The 17,499-nt window shown below is 55.3% G+C and carries 23 protein-coding genes and 1 pseudogene; all 24 read right to left on the reverse strand.

Annotated features, from left to right (window positions below):
* Window positions 1-2 precede the first annotated feature (2 nt).
* Window positions 3-503, reverse strand: a complete 501-nt coding sequence (gene rpsE, locus AB4O12_RS18475; protein WP_007955637.1) for a 30S ribosomal protein S5 — start codon at window positions 501-503, stop codon at window positions 3-5.
* A gap of 3 nt (window positions 504-506) precedes the next feature.
* The gene (gene rplR, locus AB4O12_RS18480; protein WP_003186037.1) at window positions 507-857 is read right to left on the reverse strand and encodes a 50S ribosomal protein L18; all 351 of its coding nucleotides are present in this window, start codon (window positions 855-857) and stop codon (window positions 507-509) included.
* A 10-nt stretch (window positions 858-867) separates the two neighbouring features.
* Window positions 868-1,401 (reverse strand): 50S ribosomal protein L6, encoded by a 534-nt coding sequence (gene rplF / locus AB4O12_RS18485; protein WP_003228722.1) that lies wholly within the window; start codon window positions 1,399-1,401, stop codon window positions 868-870.
* 12 nt (window positions 1,402-1,413) lie between these two features.
* Window positions 1,414-1,806, reverse strand: coding sequence for a 30S ribosomal protein S8 (gene rpsH, locus AB4O12_RS18490; protein WP_016772944.1), 393 nt, complete (start codon window positions 1,804-1,806; stop codon window positions 1,414-1,416).
* A 208-nt stretch (window positions 1,807-2,014) separates the two neighbouring features.
* Entirely contained in the window at window positions 2,015-2,320 is a 306-nt protein-coding gene (rpsN, locus tag AB4O12_RS18495; protein WP_003186042.1) for a 30S ribosomal protein S14, read from the reverse strand.
* Window positions 2,321-2,333: 13 nt separating this feature from the next.
* Window positions 2,334-2,873 carry a 50S ribosomal protein L5 gene (gene rplE / locus AB4O12_RS18500; protein WP_003210069.1) on the reverse strand — a complete coding sequence of 180 codons (540 nt, stop codon included), beginning with the start codon at window positions 2,871-2,873 and terminating at the stop codon, window positions 2,334-2,336.
* Window positions 2,874-2,893: 20 nt separating this feature from the next.
* Window positions 2,894-3,208 (reverse strand): 50S ribosomal protein L24, encoded by a 315-nt coding sequence (gene rplX, locus AB4O12_RS18505; protein ID WP_003186046.1) that lies wholly within the window; start codon window positions 3,206-3,208, stop codon window positions 2,894-2,896.
* An 11-nt stretch (window positions 3,209-3,219) separates the two neighbouring features.
* The gene (gene rplN / locus AB4O12_RS18510) at window positions 3,220-3,588 is read right to left on the reverse strand and encodes a 50S ribosomal protein L14 (RefSeq protein ID WP_002555479.1); all 369 of its coding nucleotides are present in this window, start codon (window positions 3,586-3,588) and stop codon (window positions 3,220-3,222) included.
* A 23-nt stretch (window positions 3,589-3,611) separates the two neighbouring features.
* Entirely contained in the window at window positions 3,612-3,878 is a 267-nt protein-coding gene (gene rpsQ, locus AB4O12_RS18515; RefSeq protein ID WP_003194644.1) for a 30S ribosomal protein S17, read from the reverse strand.
* Window positions 3,879-3,880: 2 nt separating this feature from the next.
* Window positions 3,881-4,072, reverse strand: coding sequence for a 50S ribosomal protein L29 (rpmC, locus tag AB4O12_RS18520; RefSeq protein WP_002555481.1), 192 nt, complete (start codon window positions 4,070-4,072; stop codon window positions 3,881-3,883).
* Window positions 4,072-4,485, reverse strand: coding sequence for a 50S ribosomal protein L16 (rplP, locus tag AB4O12_RS18525; protein WP_003228729.1), 414 nt, complete (start codon window positions 4,483-4,485; stop codon window positions 4,072-4,074). Before rplP ends, rpmC begins: the two co-directional genes overlap by 1 nt.
* 12 nt (window positions 4,486-4,497) lie before the next feature.
* Window positions 4,498-5,184 carry a 30S ribosomal protein S3 gene (gene rpsC, locus AB4O12_RS18530; protein ID WP_003176422.1) on the reverse strand — a complete coding sequence of 229 codons (687 nt, stop codon included), beginning with the start codon at window positions 5,182-5,184 and terminating at the stop codon, window positions 4,498-4,500.
* Between the two features lie 13 nt (window positions 5,185-5,197).
* Entirely contained in the window at window positions 5,198-5,530 is a 333-nt protein-coding gene (gene rplV, locus AB4O12_RS18535; RefSeq protein WP_003103908.1) for a 50S ribosomal protein L22, read from the reverse strand.
* 11 nt (window positions 5,531-5,541) lie between these two features.
* Complete coding sequence (rpsS, locus tag AB4O12_RS18540) at window positions 5,542-5,817, reverse strand: 30S ribosomal protein S19 (RefSeq protein WP_011336172.1); 276 nt, start codon at window positions 5,815-5,817, stop codon at window positions 5,542-5,544.
* A gap of 16 nt (window positions 5,818-5,833) precedes the next feature.
* Window positions 5,834-6,657 (reverse strand): annotated as a pseudogene (gene rplB, locus AB4O12_RS18545) (50S ribosomal protein L2).
* 14 nt (window positions 6,658-6,671) lie between these two features.
* Complete coding sequence (gene rplW / locus AB4O12_RS18550) at window positions 6,672-6,971, reverse strand: 50S ribosomal protein L23 (protein WP_002555488.1); 300 nt, start codon at window positions 6,969-6,971, stop codon at window positions 6,672-6,674.
* Window positions 6,968-7,570: a 50S ribosomal protein L4 gene (gene rplD, locus AB4O12_RS18555; protein ID WP_003228735.1), complete on the reverse strand. Its 603-nt coding sequence runs from the start codon at window positions 7,568-7,570 to the stop codon at window positions 6,968-6,970. Before rplD ends, rplW begins: the two co-directional genes overlap by 4 nt.
* Window positions 7,571-7,582: 12 nt before the next feature.
* Window positions 7,583-8,218 carry a 50S ribosomal protein L3 gene (gene rplC / locus AB4O12_RS18560; protein ID WP_003228738.1) on the reverse strand — a complete coding sequence of 212 codons (636 nt, stop codon included), beginning with the start codon at window positions 8,216-8,218 and terminating at the stop codon, window positions 7,583-7,585.
* An 80-nt stretch (window positions 8,219-8,298) separates the two neighbouring features.
* Window positions 8,299-8,610 (reverse strand): 30S ribosomal protein S10, encoded by a 312-nt coding sequence (gene rpsJ, locus AB4O12_RS18565; RefSeq protein WP_003186070.1) that lies wholly within the window; start codon window positions 8,608-8,610, stop codon window positions 8,299-8,301.
* A gap of 154 nt (window positions 8,611-8,764) precedes the next feature.
* Window positions 8,765-9,958 (reverse strand): elongation factor Tu, encoded by a 1,194-nt coding sequence (gene tuf / locus AB4O12_RS18570; protein WP_064361246.1) that lies wholly within the window; start codon window positions 9,956-9,958, stop codon window positions 8,765-8,767.
* Window positions 9,959-9,989: 31 nt separating this feature from the next.
* Window positions 9,990-12,095 (reverse strand): elongation factor G, encoded by a 2,106-nt coding sequence (gene fusA / locus AB4O12_RS18575; protein ID WP_016772942.1) that lies wholly within the window; start codon window positions 12,093-12,095, stop codon window positions 9,990-9,992.
* Window positions 12,096-12,125: 30 nt separating this feature from the next.
* Window positions 12,126-12,599 (reverse strand): 30S ribosomal protein S7, encoded by a 474-nt coding sequence (gene rpsG / locus AB4O12_RS18580; RefSeq protein ID WP_016772941.1) that lies wholly within the window; start codon window positions 12,597-12,599, stop codon window positions 12,126-12,128.
* 107 nt (window positions 12,600-12,706) lie between these two features.
* On the reverse strand, window positions 12,707-13,078 hold the full coding sequence (gene rpsL / locus AB4O12_RS18585; protein ID WP_003186084.1) for a 30S ribosomal protein S12: 372 nt from the start codon (window positions 13,076-13,078) through the stop codon (window positions 12,707-12,709).
* 216 nt (window positions 13,079-13,294) lie between these two features.
* Complete coding sequence (gene rpoC, locus AB4O12_RS18590) at window positions 13,295-17,494, reverse strand: DNA-directed RNA polymerase subunit beta' (protein ID WP_016772940.1); 4,200 nt, start codon at window positions 17,492-17,494, stop codon at window positions 13,295-13,297.
* Window positions 17,495-17,499 lie beyond the last annotated feature (5 nt).

A 17,499-nucleotide genomic window follows, 5' to 3' on the forward strand; every position in this document is an offset into this window, starting at 1 on the left:
GATTACTTGATCTCCTCAACACGCAGGCCACGCTTGGCAGCGATGGACTCAGGAGACTGCATAGCCTTCAGACCCTTGAAAGTGGCGTGAACCACGTTTACCGGGTTAGTCGAGCCGTAGCACTTGGCCAGAACGTTCTGAACGCCAGCAACTTCGAGGACAGCACGCATAGCGCCGCCAGCGATGATACCGGTACCTTCAGAAGCAGGCTGCATGTACACCTTCGAAGCGCCGTGAGCGGACTTCATCGCGTACTGCAGAGTGGTGCCGTTCAGGTCAACTTGAATCATGTTACGGCGAGCAGCTTCCATTGCCTTCTGGATCGCAGCAGGCACTTCACGCGACTTGCCACGGCCGAAGCCAACACGCCCTTTACCATCACCAACCACGGTCAACGCGGTGAAAGTGAAGATACGGCCGCCTTTAACGGTTTTGGCTACGCGGTTAACTTGAACCAGCTTCTCGATGTAGCCTTCGTCGCGCTTTTGGTCGTTATTTGACATAACTTAGAACTCCAGCCCAGCTTCACGAGCAGCATCAGCCAGCGCTTTAACGCGGCCATGGTACTTGAAGCCAGAGCGGTCGAAAGCCACTTGCGATACGCCAGCGGCCTTAGCACGCGTAGCGACCAGCTGGCCAACCTTTGTGGCCGCGTCGATGTTGCCAGTGGCACCATCACGCAGTTCTTTATCCAAAGTCGAGGCACTTGCCAGGACTTTGTTGCCGTCGGCCGAGATGACCTGGGCGTAGATGTGCTGCGACGAGCGGAACACGCAGAGACGCACGACTTCGAGTTCGTGCATTTTCAGGCGTGCTTTGCGAGCGCGACGCAGTCGAGTAACTTTTTTGTCGGTCATTTGCTATGCCCTACTTCTTCTTGGCTTCTTTACGACGGACGACTTCGTCCGCGTAGCGCACACCTTTGCCTTTGTACGGCTCTGGTGGACGGAAGTCGCGGATCTCGGCGGCCACTTGACCTACCAGCTGCTTGTCGATGCCCTTGATCAGGATATCGGTCTGGCTAGGAGTCTCAGCGGTGATGCCTTCCGGCAGTTCGTAATCCACTGGGTGCGAGAAGCCAAGAGCCAGGTTCAGAACCTGACCTTTTGCTTGCGCTTTGTAACCAACACCGACCAGCTGGAGCTTGCGCTCGAAGCCTTGGCTTACGCCCTGGACCATGTTGTTTACCAACGCACGCGTGGTACCGGCCATTGCGCGAGTTTGTTGATCGCCATTGCGAGCAGCGAAACGCAGCTCACCAGCTTCTTCAACGATCTCAACGGACGAATGGATGTTCAGTTCAAGAGTGCCCTTGGCACCCTTCACCGAAAGCTGTTGGCCTGCGAATTTGACTTCGACACCGGCTGGCAGCTTAACGGGGTTCTTAGCGACGCGAGACATGCTTATCCCCCCTTAGAACACAGTGCAAAGAACTTCGCCGCCGACACCGGCAGCGCGCGCAGCACGATCAGTCATCACACCTTTGTTGGTGGAGACGATAGACACGCCAAGACCGCCACGAACTTTCGGCAGATCTTCAACGGACTTGTACTGACGCAGGCCTGGACGACTAACGCGCTTCACTTCTTCGATAACCGGACGGCCTTCGAAGTACTTCAGCGAGATGGACAGCGACGGCTTGGCGTCGGTGGTGATCTGAAAATCCGCGATGTAACCTTCGTCCTTCAGGACTTTTGCTACAGCAGCCTTCAACGTGGAAGACGGCATGCTTACGACAGACTTTTCAGCCATCTGGGCATTACGGATTCGAGTTAGCATGTCCGCTAACGGGTCCTGCATACTCATGGGCTAGACGCTCCTAATACAAAAAAATTAGCCTTGCGGCTACTACTTGTCGCCGAGAACTTCCGGGCAGAAAAACACGGGCTCAGGCGAGCCGGTCATTCTAGACACACCCCAGAAATGAATCAAGCCCCAAAAGGGGCTTGATTCAGATTCAAGGCCACCGATGGTCAGGTTCTTGCGAACCCGAACATCGAGACTTTGACAACAATTACCAGCTGGCTTTAACCAGACCTGGCACGTCACCACGCATTGCAGCTTGACGCAGCATGTTACGGCCGAGGCCGAACTTGCGGTACACGCCGTGCGGACGACCAGTCAGGCGGCAACGGTTACGCATGCGCGAAGCGCTTGCGTCACGTGGTTGCTTCTGCAGAGCTACGGTAGCTTCCCAACGCGCTTCTGGACTTGCGTTCAGATCGACGATGATAGCTTTCAGCGCTGCACGCTTGGTGGCGTACTTGGCAACGGTGAGCTGACGCTTCAGCTCACGGTTCTTCATGCTCTTCTTGGCCATTTTCCTACTCCAATCAGTTGCGGAACGGGAATTTGAAAGCACGCAGCAGAGCGCGGCCTTCATCATCGTTCTTGGCAGTGGTGGTCAGGGTAATGTCCAGACCGCGGAGAGCATCGATCTTGTCGTAGTCGATTTCCGGGAAGATGATCTGCTCTTTCACGCCCATGCTGTAGTTGCCACGACCATCGAAGGACTTGGCATTCAGGCCGCGGAAGTCGCGAACCCGAGGCAGGGAGATCGACAGCAGACGATCCAGGAACTCGTACATACGCTCACGGCGCAGGGTCACTTTGACGCCGATCGGCCATCCTTCGCGGACTTTAAAGCCAGCGATGGATTTACGAGCGTAGGTCACAACGACTTTCTGGCCGGTGATCTTTTCCAGGTCAGCAACAGCGTGCTCGATGACTTTTTTGTCGCCGATCGCTTCGCCCAGACCCATGTTCAGGGTGATTTTGGTAACGCGCGGAACTTCCATCACGTTCGAAAGCTTAAGTTCTTCCTTAAGTTTCGGAGCGATTTCCTTCCGGTAAATCTCTTTTAGTCGTGCCATGGTCTTCTACCTAGCAGTGTTCAAGCATCAACCGCTTTTTGGGTCGACTTGAAGACACGAATTTTCTTACCGTCTTCTACTTTGAAACCAACGCGGTCAGCCTTGTTGGTTTCGCCGTTGAAGATGGCGACGTTGGAAGCGTGCAGTGGCGCTTCTTTCTCGACGATACCGCCCTGTACGCCCGACATCGGGTTAGGCTTGGTATGACGCTTGACCAGGTTCAGACCACCAACAACCAGACGGTTGTCAGCAAGAACCTTCAGCACCTTACCGCGCTTACCTTTGTCTTTGCCGGCGATCACGATGATCTCGTCGTCACGACGAATCTTTTGCATGTCGGATCTCCTTACAGCACTTCTGGGGCGAGCGAGACGATCTTCATGAACTTCTCAGTACGAAGTTCACGGGTCACTGGCCCAAAGATACGGGTGCCGATCGGCTCTTGCTTGTTGTTCAGAAGAACAGCAGCGTTGCCATCAAAGCGGATAATGGAGCCATCAGCACGACGTACGCCGTGACGAGTGCGGACTACAACAGCAGTCATCACTTGGCCTTTTTTCACTTTACCGCGAGGAATTGCTTCCTTCACGGTAACTTTGATGATGTCACCGATACCAGCGTAACGACGATGGGAGCCACCCAGCACCTTGATGCACATAACACGGCGAGCGCCGCTGTTATCGGCCACATCGAGCATGGATTGAGTCTGAATCATATAATTTCTCCGACCCCTAGCCCTTAGACTTCCACAGCGCGTTCGAGAACATCAACCAGCGCCCAAGACTTGGTCTTGGCCATCGGACGAGTTTCACGAATAGTGACTTTGTCGCCGATGTGGCACTGATTGGTTTCGTCGTGCGCGTGCAGCTTAGTCGAACGCTTAACGTATTTACCGTAGATCGGGTGCTTTACGCGACGCTCGATCAGAACGGTGATGGTTTTGTCCATCTTGTCGCTGACAACACGGCCAGTCAGCGTACGGACAGTTTTTTCGGCTTCAGCCATGATCACTTACCTGCCTGCTGGTTGAGCACAGTCTTCACGCGAGCGATGTCACGCTTAACTTGCGAGAGCAGATGAGACTGCCCCAACTGGCCAGTTGCTTTCTGCATGCGCAGATTGAACTGGTCGCGCAGCAAGCCGAGCAGTTGCTCGTTCAGCTGCTGTGCGGATTTTTCACGAAGTTCATTCGCTTTCATCACATCACCGTCCGTTTAACAAAGGAGGTGGCGAGCGGCAGCTTTGCAGCAGCCAGGGCGAAAGCCTCACGCGCCAGCTCTTCAGAAACACCCTCGATTTCATACAGGACTTTGCCTGGCTGAATCTGGGCAACCCAGTACTCCACGTTACCCTTACCTTTACCCATACGAACCTCGAGAGGCTTCTTGGAAATCGGCTTGTCCGGGAATACACGGATCCAGATCTTGCCGCCACGTTTTACGTGACGGGTCAGAGCACGACGCGCTGACTCGATCTGACGAGCGGTGAGACGACCACGAGCAACAGACTTCAGCGCGAACTCGCCGAAGCTGACTTTGCTACCGCGCAGTGCCAGACCACGGTTGTGGCCGGTCATCTGCTTGCGGAACTTCGTACGCTTTGGTTGCAACATTTGGCGTACCCCTTACTTAGCAGCTTTTTTACGAGGCGCTGGTGCTTGTGGTTTCAGTTCTTCTTGGCGACCACCAATAACTTCGCCTTTGAAGATCCAAACCTTTACACCGATCACACCGTAAGTGGTGTGAGCTTCGTAGTTGGCATAGTCGATGTCGGCACGCAGGGTGTGCAGTGGCACACGACCTTCGCGATACCATTCAGTACGTGCGATTTCAGCACCGCCGAGACGACCGCTCACTTGGATTTTGATGCCTTTGGCACCAATGCGCATGGCGTTCTGTACAGCGCGCTTCATAGCGCGACGGAACATTACACGACGCTCCAGCTGCTGAGCTACGCTCTGCGCAACCAGCATACCGTCGAGCTCCGGCTTGCGGATCTCTTCGATATTGATGTGCACAGGCACACCCATTTGCTTGGTCAGGTCCTGACGCAGTTTCTCAACATCTTCACCTTTCTTCCCGATAACGATACCTGGACGAGCGGTGTGGATGGTGATGCGTGCAGTTTGGGCCGGACGATGGATATCGATACGGCTTACGGACGCGCTTTTTAGTTTGTCTTGGAGATACTCACGCACTTTCAGATCTGCGAACAAGTAGTCCGCATAAGTCCGACCGTCTGCGTACCAGACGGAGGTGTGCTCCTTGACGATTCCCAGGCGAATGCCAATGGGATGTACTTTCTGACCCATCTCTTCGACTCCGTTACTTGTCAGCAACCTTGACAGTGATATGGCAAGACCGCTTGACGATGCGATCAGCACGGCCTTTGGCACGTGGCATGATGCGCTTCAGCGAACGCCCTTCGTTGACGAAAACGGTGCTGACCTTGAGGTCATCAACGTCTGCGCCTTCGTTATGCTCGGCGTTGGCTACGGCCGACTCCAGCACTTTCTTCATGATCTCGGCGGCTTTCTTACTGCTGAAAGCCAACAGGTTGAGCGCTTCGCCCACCTTCTTCCCGCGGATCTGGTCGGCGACCAAGCGGGCTTTCTGGGCGGAGATTCGAGCGCCCGACAACTTAGCGGCTACTTCCATTTCCTTACCCCTTAACGCTTGGCTTTCTTGTCAGCCACGTGCCCGCGATAGTTGCGGGTACCGGCGAACTCGCCCAGTTTGTGGCCGACCATGTCTTCGTTAACGAGAACTGGGACGTGCTGACGACCGTTGTGTACTGCGATGGTCAGACCGACCATTTGTGGCAGGATCATCGAACGACGCGACCAGGTTTTAATTGGTTTGCGATCGTTCTTTTCCGCCGCCACTTCGATCTTCTTCAGTAGGTGAAGATCAATAAAAGGACCTTTTTTCAGAGAACGTGGCACTGTCGTATCCCTCTATTTACTTGCGACGACGGACGATCATTTTGTCGGTACGCTTATTACCACGAGTCTTCGCGCCCTTAGTCGGGAAGCCCCATGGCGATACCGGATGACGACCACCAGAGGTACGACCTTCACCACCACCATGTGGGTGGTCAACCGGGTTCATGGCAACACCACGAACGGTTGGGCGAACGCCACGCCAGCGTTTGGCACCAGCTTTACCCAGCGAACGCAGGCTGTGCTCGGAGTTCGAGACTTCACCCAGGGTCGCACGGCATTCAGCCAGGACTTTACGCATTTCACCGGAACGCAGACGCAGGGTCACGTAGACACCTTCACGAGCGATCAACTGAGCCGAAGCACCAGCGGAACGAGCGATCTGTGCACCTTTACCTGGCTTCAATTCGATGCCGTGTACGGTAGAACCGACTGGAATGTTGCGCAGTTGCAGAGCGTTGCCTGGCTTGATTGGAGCCAGAGCGCCTGCGATCAGCTGGTCGCCAGCACTCACGCCTTTAGGGGCGATGATGTAGCGACGCTCGCCGTCTGCGTAGCACAGCAGTGCGATGTGAGCAGTACGGTTTGGATCGTATTCGATACGCTCGACAGTGGCGACGATGCCATCTTTGTCGTTGCGACGGAAATCGACCATACGGTAATGCTGCTTATGACCACCACCGATGTGACGAGTGGTAATACGGCCATTGTTGTTACGACCACCAGACTTCGATTTTTTCTCGAGCAGCGGTGCGTGAGGAGCGCCTTTATGCAGCTCCTGGTTGACCACCTTGACCACAAAACGGCGGCCAGGGAAGTCGGTTTGCATTTAACGATTGCCATGATGCACCCCTTCCTTACTCAGCACTGCTGCTGAAATCGAGATCTTGGCCTGGCTGAAGGGAGATAACTGCCTTCTTCCAGTCATTACGCTTGCCCAGACCGCGAGCAGTGCGCTTGCTCTTACCCAGAACGTTCAGGGTAGTGACGCGCTCTACTTTCACGCTGAACAGGCTTTCGACGGCCTTCTTGATTTCCAGCTTGGTTGCATCAGTAGCAACCTTGAAAACGAACTGGCCTTTCTTGTCTGCCAGAACCGTAGCCTTCTCGGAAACGTGCGGGCCAAGCAGAACTTTAAATACGCGTTCCTGGTTCATCCCAGCAGCTCCTCGAATTTCTTCACGGCCGACACGGTGATCAACACCTTGTCGTATGCGATCAGACTAACTGGATCGGAACCTTGCACGTCACGTACATCTACGTGCGGCAGGTTGCGAGCAGCCAGGTACAGGTTCTGATCAACAGCGTCCGACACGATCAGAACGTCGGTCAGGCTCATGTTGTTCAGTTTGCCCAGCAGATCTTTGGTTTTCGGAGTTTCAACAGCGAAATCCTGAACCACGACCAGACGATCAGTACGCACCAGCTCAGCAAGGATGGAACGCATTGCTGCGCGATACATCTTCTTGTTCAGCTTCTGGGAGTGATCCTGTGGACGAGCTGCGAAAGTGGTACCGCCGCCACGCCAGATTGGGCTACGGATAGTACCGGCACGAGCACGGCCAGTACCTTTCTGACGCCATGGGCGCTTGCCGCCACCACGAACGTCGGAACGGGTCTTCTGCTGCTTGCTACCTTGACGGCCGCCGGCCATGTAGGCCACGACTGCTTGGTGAACCAGCGTCTCGTTGAATTCGCCGCCAAATGTCAGTTCGGAAACTTCGATCGCTTGAGCGTCATTTACATTTAATTGCATGTCAGCTTCCCCTTAACCGCGAGCCTTGGCTGCTGGACGTACAACCAGGTTGCCGCCAGTAGCGCCAGGAACAGCACCCTTGACCAACAACAGATTGCGTTCAGCGTCCACGCGCACTACTTCCAGGGACTGCACGGTCACGCGCTCAGCGCCCATATGACCGGACATTTTTTTGCCCTTGAATACACGACCAGGAGTCTGGCACTGGCCGATAGAGCCTGGGACGCGGTGGGATACGGAGTTACCGTGGGTGTTATCTTGCCCGCGGAAATTCCAACGCTTGATCGTACCCTGGAAGCCTTTACCCTTGGACTGACCGGTTACATCAACCAGTTGACCAGCGGCGAAGATTTCAGCGTTGATCAGATCGCCAGCCTGGTACTCGCCTTCTTCAAGGCGGAATTCCATGGTGGTGCGACCAGCGGCAACGTTCGCTTTAGCGAAGTGGCCAGCCTGAGCTGCTGTTACACGCGAAGCGCGACGCTCGCCGACAGTGACTTGCACTGCACGATAGCCATCGGTCTCTTCAGTTTTGAACTGGGTGACGCGATTCGGCTCGATCTCAATGACCGTGACCGGAATGGAGACACCTTCTTCGGTGAAAATACGGGTCATACCGCATTTACGACCGACTACACCAATAGTCATGTTGTAAACCTCATGAGTGTACGGGGCTTTCACCCGCTATGGCCGCCCATTTCAGAGCGTTACACGACCAAGACCGAGTCTTAGCCGAGGCTGATCTGCACTTCCACACCGGCCGCAAGATCAAGCTTCATCAGCGCGTCAACGGTTTTATCCGTTGGCTGGACGATGTCCAGAACACGCTTATGAGTGCGGATCTCGTACTGGTCACGCGCGTCTTTGTTGACGTGCGGGGAAACCAGAACGGTGAACCGCTCTTTACGGGTAGGCAGTGGAATTGGACCACGCACTTGAGCACCAGTACGTTTCGCGGTTTCCACGATTTCCTGGGTTGATTGGTCGATCAGGCGATGGTCAAAAGCCTTCAACCTGATACGGATTTGCTGATTTTGCATTGGATTTCAGACTCCGGCTGCTATTCCCACCGGGCGCAATACGCCCGTTAAAAGGAGGCGCAATTCTATAGACGCCCCCGATAGGTGTCAACCCAATAAAAAAGCCCCCGCTGAGCGGGGGCTTTTTCAATCCATCAAGCTGACTTTAAAAGTCTTACTCGATGATTTTGGCTACGACGCCAGCGCCGACGGTACGACCGCCTTCACGGATAGCGAAACGCAGACCATCTTCCATCGCGATGGTTTTGATCAGGGTAACAGTCATCTGAATGTTGTCACCTGGCATTACCATTTCAACGCCTTCTGGCAGCTCGCAGTTACCAGTCACGTCAGTAGTACGGAAGTAGAACTGTGGACGGTAGCCTTTGAAGAACGGAGTGTGACGACCGCCTTCTTCCTTGCTCAGAACGTAAACTTCTGCGGTGAACTTGGTGTGCGGCTTGACCGAACCTGGCTTGACCAGAACCTGGCCACGCTCAACGTCGTCACGCTTGGTACCACGCAGCAGAACGCCGCAGTTCTCGCCGGCACGACCTTCGTCGAGCAGCTTGCGGAACATTTCAACACCGGTGCAAGTAGTAACGGTGGTGTCACGCAGACCAACGATTTCCAGCGGGTCCTGAACGCGAACGATACCGCGCTCGATACGACCAGTCACAACAGTACCGCGACCCGAGATCGAGAATACGTCTTCGATTGGCATCAGGAATGGCTTGTCGATCATACGAACTGGTTCTGGGATGTAGGCATCCAGAGTTTCAACCAGCTTCTTGACGGCAGTGGTGCCCATCTCGTTGTCGTCTTTGCCTTCCAGCGCCATACGAGCCGAACCGATGATGATCGGAGTGTCGTCGCCCGGGAAGTCGTAAGTCGACAGCAGGTCACGAACTTCCATCTCAACCAGTTCCAGCAGCTCAGCGTCGTCTACCAGGTCAGCCTTGTTCAGGAAGACCACGATGTACGGAACGCCAACCTGACGGGACAGCAGGATGTGCTCACGGGTTTGCGGCATCGGACCATCAGCGGCCGAGCAAACCAGGATAGCGCCGTCCATCTGAGCAGCACCGGTGATCATGTTCTTCACGTAGTCAGCGTGACCTGGGCAGTCAACGTGAGCGTAGTGACGGATCTTCGAGTTGTACTCAACGTGCGCGGTGTTGATGGTGATACCGCGAGCTTTTTCTTCTGGTGCGCTGTCGATCTTGTCGAAGTCAACGATTGCAGAACCGAAAACTTCGGAGCAAACGCGAGTCAGAGCAGCAGTCAGAGTGGTTTTACCGTGGTCAACGTGACCGATGGTGCCAACGTTGACGTGCGGTAGGGAACGATCAAATTTTTCTTTAGCCACGACAATTAACTCCTAGCCTAAAGGGGCTGAATCAGCCTTGTTTTTTGGTTACGGATTCGACGATGTGCGACGGAGCCGTATCATATTTTTTGAATTCCATAGAGTAGCTTGCGCGACCCTGGGACATGGAACGAACGTCGGTCGCATAACCGAACATCTCACCCAGTGGAACCTCGGCACGGATAACCTTGCCGGACACTGTGTCTTCCATACCCTGGATCATGCCGCGACGACGGTTAAGGTCGCCCATCACATCACCCATATAGTCTTCAGGCGTAACAACCTCTACCGCCATGATCGGCTCGAGCAACTCACCACCACCCTTCTGGGCCAGTTGCTTGGTCGCCATGGAAGCAGCCACTTTAAACGCCATCTCGTTGGAGTCGACGTCGTGGTAAGAACCATCGAACACGGTAGCCTTCAGGCCGATCAGCGGATAGCCGGCAACAACGCCGTTCTTCATCTGCTCTTCGATACCCTTCTGGATAGCCGGGATGTATTCCTTAGGAACCACACCACCTACAACTTCGTTCACGAATTGCAGACCTTCCTGACCTTCGTCAGCAGGAGCAAAACGGATCCAGCAGTGACCGAACTGGCCGCGACCACCGGACTGACGAACGAACTTGCCTTCGATTTCACAGTTCTTCGTGATGCGCTCACGATACGAAACCTGAGGCTTGCCGATGTTGGCTTCGACGTTGAACTCACGGCGCATCCGGTCAACCAGGATGTCCAGGTGCAGCTCGCCCATGCCGGAGATGATCGTCTGACCAGTCTCTTCATCAGTTTTAACGCGGAAAGACGGGTCTTCCTGAGCAAGTTTGCCCAGAGCGATACCCATTTTTTCCTGGTCATCCTTGGTCTTAGGCTCTACGGCAACCGAAATAACCGGCTCCGGGAAGTCCATGCGAACCAGGATGATTGGCTTGTCAGCGTTGCAGAGGGTTTCACCAGTGGTGACGTCCTTCATGCCGATCAGGGCCGCGATGTCACCAGCGCGTACTTCCTTGATCTCTTCACGGGCGTTTGCGTGCATTTGCACCATACGACCCACGCGCTCTTTCTTGCCTTTGACCGAGTTGATCACGCCGTCGCCGGAGTTCAACACGCCCGAGTAAACGCGGACAAAGGTCAGAGTACCCACGAATGGGTCGGTAGCGATCTTGAACGCCAGAGCCGCGAAAGGCTCGTTGTCGTCTGCATGACGCTCCATCTCTTCTTCCTCGTTATCAGGGTTGGAACCCTTGATAGCAGGAATGTCGGTCGGAGCAGGCAGGTAGTCGATAACGGCGTCGAGAACCAGGGGAACGCCCTTGTTCTTGAACGAAGAACCGCAAACGGCCAGAACGATTTCGCCGGCGATAGTACGCTGACGCAAAGCCGCCTTGATCTCTTCGATCGACAGCTCTTCGCCTTCCAGGTACTTGTTCATCAGCTCTTCGTTGGCTTCGGCGGCAGCTTCAACCATGTTGTTGCGCCACTCTTCCGCCAGCTCTTGCAGCTCGGCAGGAATGTCCTTGCGAACAGGGACCATACCTTTGTCGGAGTCGTTCCAGTAGACAGCTTGCATGTTGATCAGATCGATCTGACCCTGGAAGTTGTCTTCGGAACCGATGGCCAACTGGATCGGCACCGGAGTGTGACCCAGACGCTGCTTGATCTGACCGATCACGCGCAGGAAGTTGGCGCCGGCACGGTCCATCTTGTTTACGTAAACAAGACGTGGAACGCCGTATTTGTTGGCTTGACGCCATACGGTTTCCGACTGCGGCTCAACACCCGAAGTACCGCAGAACACAACGACAGCGCCGTCGAGTACGCGCAGGGAACGCTCAACTTCAATGGTGAAGTCAACGTGGCCCGGGGTATCGATTACGTTGAAACGGTGCTCGTGAGAGTACTGCTTCTCGGAACCTTTCCAGAAGGCGGTAATGGCAGCAGAAGTAATGGTAATACCACGCTCCTGCTCCTGAACCATCCAGTCTGTGGTCGCGGCGCCATCATGCACCTCGCCCATTTTGTGACTTTTGCCGGTGTAAAACAGTACGCGCTCGGTGGTGGTGGTTTTACCAGCATCCACGTGAGCGACGATACCGATGTTACGGTAGCGGCTAATCGGAGTAGTACGAGCCATAAAGCCCTCGCAAAATTAGTGAAGCTAAAATTAGAAGCGGTAGTGCGAGAAAGCTTTGTTAGCTTCGGCCATACGGTGCACGTCTTCACGCTTCTTAACAGCAGCACCTTTACCTTCAGCAGCATCCAGCAGTTCGCCAGCCAAACGCAGAGCCATAGACTTCTCGCCGCGCTTACGGGCGAAGTCTACCAACCAGCGCATTGCCAGAGCGTTACGACGGGAAGGACGAACCTCGACCGGAACCTGGTAAGTAGCACCACCAACGCGGCGCGACTTCACTTCGACCAGCGGAGCGATGGCGTCGAGTGCTTTTTCGAAGAGTTCCAGGGGATCGGTGCCAGCCTTACGGGCCGCAACGGTTTCCAGGGCACCATAAACGATACGCTCGGCAACGGCTTTCTTGCCGCTTTCCATAACGTGGTTCATGAATTTGGCGAGGATCTGGCTTCCGTATTTCGGATCGTCCAGAATCTCACGCTTTGCTGCTACGCGACGTCTTGGCATGATAAGCCCTCAAGCGGTCTTCAGGTTAGCTCGGGACAGATCCAGAGGATGCGTGCCCGACCTTACTCTTATCGACTCAATAAAATAAAAATCTGCAAAACGGCCGATTACTTCGGACGCTTGGTACCGTACTTCGAACGACCCTGGTTACGGCCTTTAACGCCGGAAGTATCCAAGGAGCCGCGAACGGTGTGGTAACGAACACCTGGCAAGTCTTTTACACGACCGCCGCGGATCAGTACCACGCTGTGCTCTTGCAGGTTGTGGCCTTCACCACCGATGTACGAGGAAACCTCGAAACCGTTGGTCAGACGCACACGGCATACTTTACGCAGTGCCGAGTTAGGTTTTTTCGGCGTGGTGGTGTACACACGGGTGCACACGCCACGACGTTGCGGGCAGTTCTGCAGCGCAGGCACGTCGGATTTCTCGACGATACGCTTACGCGGCTGACGTACCAGCTGGTTGATAGTTGCCATCTACTAGCTCCACTGTTGTCTTGCGACGCTATTGTCTTGCAAGAAAAGCAAAATGGCAGGAACGAATTCCCGCCAAATTTAGGGGATCAAGAGTCTAAAGAGGATCTTGATTCCAGTCAAGGCAAGGCCCCGACCTCCCCGCCCATCGAACCTTGACTTAATGTCTCGATTCGACGAACGGAGCGATCAGGGCCTCACTCTCGTTTATCGCAGAACTCAGTTACCGCTCGAGTTCAGCGCTTCGGTCAGTGCAGCTTCCACTTCACTGGCGCTTACGCGCAACGGCTTGTCGGCATCACGGCGACGCTTGCGCTCGCTGTGATAGGCAAGACCGGTACCGGCCGGGATCAGACGACCCACGACTACGTTTTCTTTCAGGCCGCGCAGGTAATCGCGCTTGCCGGTGACTGCCGCTTCGGTCAGTACGCGAGTGGTTTCCTGGAAGGAAGCCGCCGAGATGAACGATTCGGTGGACAACGACGCCTTGGTGATACCCAGCAGAACGCGAGTGAACTTGGAGACAAACTTGTCTTCCGCGCTCAGACGTTCGTTCTCGACCAGAACGTGAGTCAGCTCCATCTGGTCGCCCTTGATGAAGCTGGAATCGCCGGACTCGGAGATCTCAACTTTACGCAGCATCTGACGCAGGATGGTCTCGATGTGCTTGTCGTTGATCTTCACGCCTTGCAGACGATAAACGTCCTGGATCTCGTTGACGATGTACTTGGCCAGCGCGCTCACACCCAGCAGACGCAGGATGTCGTGCGGATCGCTTGGACCGTCGGAGATAACTTCGCCGCGGTTTACCTGTTCGCCTTCGAAGACGTTCAGGTGACGCCACTTCGGAATCAGCTCTTCGTACGGATCGCTACCGTCGTTCGGGGTAATGACCAGACGGCGCTTGCCCTTGGTCTCTTTACCGAACGCGATGGTGCCGCTGACTTCAGCCAGAATCGACGCTTCTTTCGGACGACGCGCTTCAAACAGGTCGGCAACACGCGGCAGACCACCGGTGATGTCACGGGTCTTCGAAGTTTCCTGCGGGATACGAGCGATAACATCACCGATCGCAATCTTCGCACCGTCAGCCACACCGACCAGGGCGTTGGCTGGCAGGAAGTACTGAGCGATTACGTCAGTGCCTGGCAGCAACAGATCCTTGCCGTTGTCGTCGACCATCTTCACTGCAGGACGAATTTCTTTGCCCGCTGCAGGACGATCTTTCGCGTCGAGTACTTCAATGTTGGTCATACCGGTCAATTCGTCAGTCTGACGCTTGATCGTGATGCCTTCTTCCATGCCCACGTAGGTCACGGTACCTTTCATTTCGGTAACGATCGGGTGAGTGTGCGGATCCCACTTGGCCACGATTGCGCCAGCGTCGACCTTGTCACCTTCTTTAACCGAAATCACAGCACCGTACGGCAGCTTGTAACGCTCGCGCTCACGACCGAAATCGTCAGCGATTGCCAGCTCACCGGAACGGGACACAGCAACCAGGTGACCATCCACTCGCTCGACGTGCTTCAGGTTGTGCAGACGGACGGTACCGCCATTCTTCACCTGAACGCTGTCGGCTGCGGAAGTACGGCTTGCCGCACCACCGATGTGGAACGTACGCATGGTCAGCTGGGTACCCGGCTCACCGATGGACTGGGCAGCGATAACGCCGACCGCTTCACCGATGTTCACCTGGTGACCACGAGCCAGATCACGGCCGTAGCACTTGGCGCAAATGCCATAGCGGGTTTCGCAGCTGATCGGCGAACGCACGATCACTTCGTCGATGCTGTTCAGCTCGATGAACTCGACCCACTTCTCGTCTACCAGAGTACCGGCAGGAACGATGACGTCCTCGGTGCCTGGCTTGAATACGTCACGGGCAATGACACGACCCAATACGCGCTCACCCAACGGCTCTACAACGTCACCGCCTTCAATGTGCGGAGTCATCAGCAGACCGTGTTCGGTGCCGCAATCGATCTCGGTTACAACCAGATCCTGCGCCACGTCTACCAGACGACGAGTCAGGTAACCGGAGTTCGCAGTTTTCAACGCGGTATCCGCCAGACCTTTACGAGCACCGTGAGTCGAGATGAAGTACTGAAGTACGCTCAAACCTTCACGGAAGTTCGCAGTAATCGGCGTTTCAATGATGGAACCGTCCGGCTTGGCCATCAGACCACGCATACCGGCCAGCTGACGAATCTGTGCTGCGGAACCCCGCGCACCCGAGTCGGCCATCATGTACATCGAGTTGAAAGACTCTTGGTCGACTTCGTCGCCGTGACGGTCGATGACTTTCTCTTTCGAGAGGTTGGCCATCATCGCCTTGGAAACTTCGTCGTTCGCTTTCGACCAGAGGTCGATCACTTTGTTGTACTTCTCGCCCTGGGTTACCAGGCCGGAGGCGTACTGGCTCTCGATCTCTTTCACTTCGTCGGTGGCTGCACCGATGATGCGGGCTTTTTCATCCGGGATAACGAAGTCGTTAACACCGATCGAAACGCCGGAGATGGTCGAGTAAGCGAAACCGGTGTACATCAACTGGTCAGCGAAGATCACGGTCTCTTTCAGACCAACCACACGGTAGCACTGGTTGATCAGCTTGGAGATCGCCTTTTTCTTCATCGGCAGGTTGACGACGTCGAACGACAGACCTTTCGGCACAACCTGGAACAGCAGCGCACGGCCGACAGTGGTGTCGACGATACGGGTACCGCTCACGCTGTTGCCGTCACGGTCGTTGACGGTTTCGTTGATACGAACCTTGACCTTGGCGTGCAGTGCAGCTTCGCCGGCACGGAACACACGGTCGACTTCCTGCAGATCCGCGAACACACGACCTTCGCCCTTGGCGTTGATCGCTTCACGAGTCATGTAGTACAGACCCAATACAACGTCCTGCGACGGAACGATGATTGGCTCACCGTTGGCTGGCGACAGAATGTTGTTGGTCGACATCATCAACGCACGCGCTTCGAGCTGGGCTTCCAGTGTCAGCGGTACGTGCACGGCCATTTGGTCGCCGTCGAAGTCGGCGTTGTACGCGGCGCAGACCAGCGGGTGCAGCTGGATAGCCTTACCTTCGATCAGTACCGGTTCAAACGCCTGGATACCCAGACGGTGAAGGGTCGGTGCACGGTTGAGAAGAACCGGGTGTTCGCGAATCACTTCAGCGAGAACGTCCCAAACCTCTGGCAGTTCGCGCTCGACCATTTTCTTGGCCGCTTTGATGGTGGTCGCCAGACCACGCATTTCCAGCTTGCCAAAAATGAACGGCTTGAACAGCTCGAGAGCCATCTTCTTCGGCAGACCGCACTGGTGCAGACGCAGGGTCGGGCCTACGGTAATTACCGAACGACCGGAGTAGTCAACACGCTTACCGAGCAAGTTCTGACGGAAACGACCCTGCTTACCCTTGATCATGTCAGCCAGGGATTTCAGAGGACGCTTGTTGGAACCGGTGATAGCGCGACCACGACGACCGTTGTCGAGCAATGCATCGACCGCTTCCTGCAACATGCGCTTTTCGTTGCGCACGATGATGTCCGGAGCGGACAGATCCAGCAGGCGCTTCAAACGGTTGTTACGGTTGATCACTCGACGATACAGATCGTTGAGGTCGGAGGTCGCGAAACGACCGCCATCCAGCGGGACCAGTGGACGCAGATCTGGCGGCAGAACCGGCAGAACGGTCAGTACCATCCACTCTGGCAGGTTGCCGGAACCCTGGAAGGCTTCCATCAACTTCAGACGCTTGGACAGCTTCTTGATCTTGGTTTCCGAGTTGGTTTGCGGAATCTCTTCGCGCAGACGGCCAATCTCGTGCTCCAGGTCGATAGCGTGCAGCAGTTCACGGACAGCTTCAGCACCCATGCGGGCATCGAAATCGTCACCGAACTCTTCAAGCGCTTCGAAGTACTGCTCGTCGTTCAGCAGCTGACCTTTTTCAAGGGTGGTCATGCCTGGATCGATAACGACATAGCTCTCGAAGTAGAGAACGCGCTCGATATCACGCAGGGTCATGTCCATCAGCAGGCCGATACGGGACGGCAGCGATTTCAGGAACCAGATGTGGGCAACCGGCGAAGCCAGCTCGATGTGCGCCATGCGCTCACGACGAACCTTGGCCAGTGCAACTTCAACGCCGCACTTCTCGCAGATCACACCACGGTGCTTCAAGCGCTTGTACTTACCGCACAGGCACTCGTAATCCTTTACCGGGCCAAAGATCTTGGCGCAGAACAGGCCGTCACGCTCAGGTTTGAACGTACGGTAGTTGATGGTTTCCGGCTTTTTAACTTCACCGAACGACCACGAACGGATCATCTCCGGCGAGGCCAATCCGATACGGATGGCGTCGAACTCTTCGACTTGACCCTGGTTTTTCAGCAAATTCAGTAGGTCTTTCAAGGCCT

Source organism: Pseudomonas sp. S2_A05, assembly GCF_054668485.1.

What these genes read in the sequence shown, in the direction of transcription:
- rplX (WP_003186046.1), bottom strand. Translation starts at nt 3,208, where the DNA reads ATGCAAAAGATTCGTCGTGACGACGAGATCATCGTGATCGCCGGCAAA.
- rpsN (WP_003186042.1), bottom strand. Translation starts at nt 2,320, where the DNA reads ATGGCCAAGAAGAGCATGAAGAACCGTGAGCTGAAGCGTCAGCTCACC.
- rplC (WP_003228738.1), bottom strand. Translation starts at nt 8,218, where the DNA reads ATGACTATTGGTGTAGTCGGTCGTAAATGCGGTATGACCCGTATTTTC.
- rplW (WP_002555488.1), bottom strand. Translation starts at nt 6,971, where the DNA reads ATGAACCAGGAACGCGTATTTAAAGTTCTGCTTGGCCCGCACGTTTCC.
- rplR (WP_003186037.1), bottom strand. Translation starts at nt 857, where the DNA reads ATGACCGACAAAAAAGTTACTCGACTGCGTCGCGCTCGCAAAGCACGC.
- rplF (WP_003228722.1), bottom strand. Translation starts at nt 1,401, where the DNA reads ATGTCTCGCGTCGCTAAGAACCCCGTTAAGCTGCCAGCCGGTGTCGAA.
- rplD (WP_003228735.1), bottom strand. Translation starts at nt 7,570, where the DNA reads ATGCAATTAAATGTAAATGACGCTCAAGCGATCGAAGTTTCCGAACTG.
- rpmC (WP_002555481.1), bottom strand. Translation starts at nt 4,072, where the DNA reads ATGAAAGCGAATGAACTTCGTGAAAAATCCGCACAGCAGCTGAACGAG.
- rpsC (WP_003176422.1), bottom strand. Translation starts at nt 5,184, where the DNA reads ATGGGTCAGAAAGTACATCCCATTGGCATTCGCCTGGGAATCGTCAAG.
- rplP (WP_003228729.1), bottom strand. Translation starts at nt 4,485, where the DNA reads ATGTTGCAACCAAAGCGTACGAAGTTCCGCAAGCAGATGACCGGCCAC.
- rpsJ (WP_003186070.1), bottom strand. Translation starts at nt 8,610, where the DNA reads ATGCAAAATCAGCAAATCCGTATCAGGTTGAAGGCTTTTGACCATCGC.
- rpsQ (WP_003194644.1), bottom strand. Translation starts at nt 3,878, where the DNA reads ATGGCTGAAGCCGAAAAAACTGTCCGTACGCTGACTGGCCGTGTTGTC.
- rpsH (WP_016772944.1), bottom strand. Translation starts at nt 1,806, where the DNA reads ATGAGTATGCAGGACCCGTTAGCGGACATGCTAACTCGAATCCGTAAT.
- rpsL (WP_003186084.1), bottom strand. Translation starts at nt 13,078, where the DNA reads ATGGCAACTATCAACCAGCTGGTACGTCAGCCGCGTAAGCGTATCGTC.
- fusA (WP_016772942.1), bottom strand. Translation starts at nt 12,095, where the DNA reads ATGGCTCGTACTACTCCGATTAGCCGCTACCGTAACATCGGTATCGTC.
- rpsG (WP_016772941.1), bottom strand. Translation starts at nt 12,599, where the DNA reads ATGCCAAGACGTCGCGTAGCAGCAAAGCGTGAGATTCTGGACGATCCG.
- rplE (WP_003210069.1), bottom strand. Translation starts at nt 2,873, where the DNA reads ATGGCACGACTAAAAGAGATTTACCGGAAGGAAATCGCTCCGAAACTT.
- rplN (WP_002555479.1), bottom strand. Translation starts at nt 3,588, where the DNA reads ATGATTCAGACTCAATCCATGCTCGATGTGGCCGATAACAGCGGCGCT.
- rpsE (WP_007955637.1), bottom strand. Translation starts at nt 503, where the DNA reads ATGTCAAATAACGACCAAAAGCGCGACGAAGGCTACATCGAGAAGCTG.
- rplV (WP_003103908.1), bottom strand. Translation starts at nt 5,530, where the DNA reads ATGGAAGTAGCCGCTAAGTTGTCGGGCGCTCGAATCTCCGCCCAGAAA.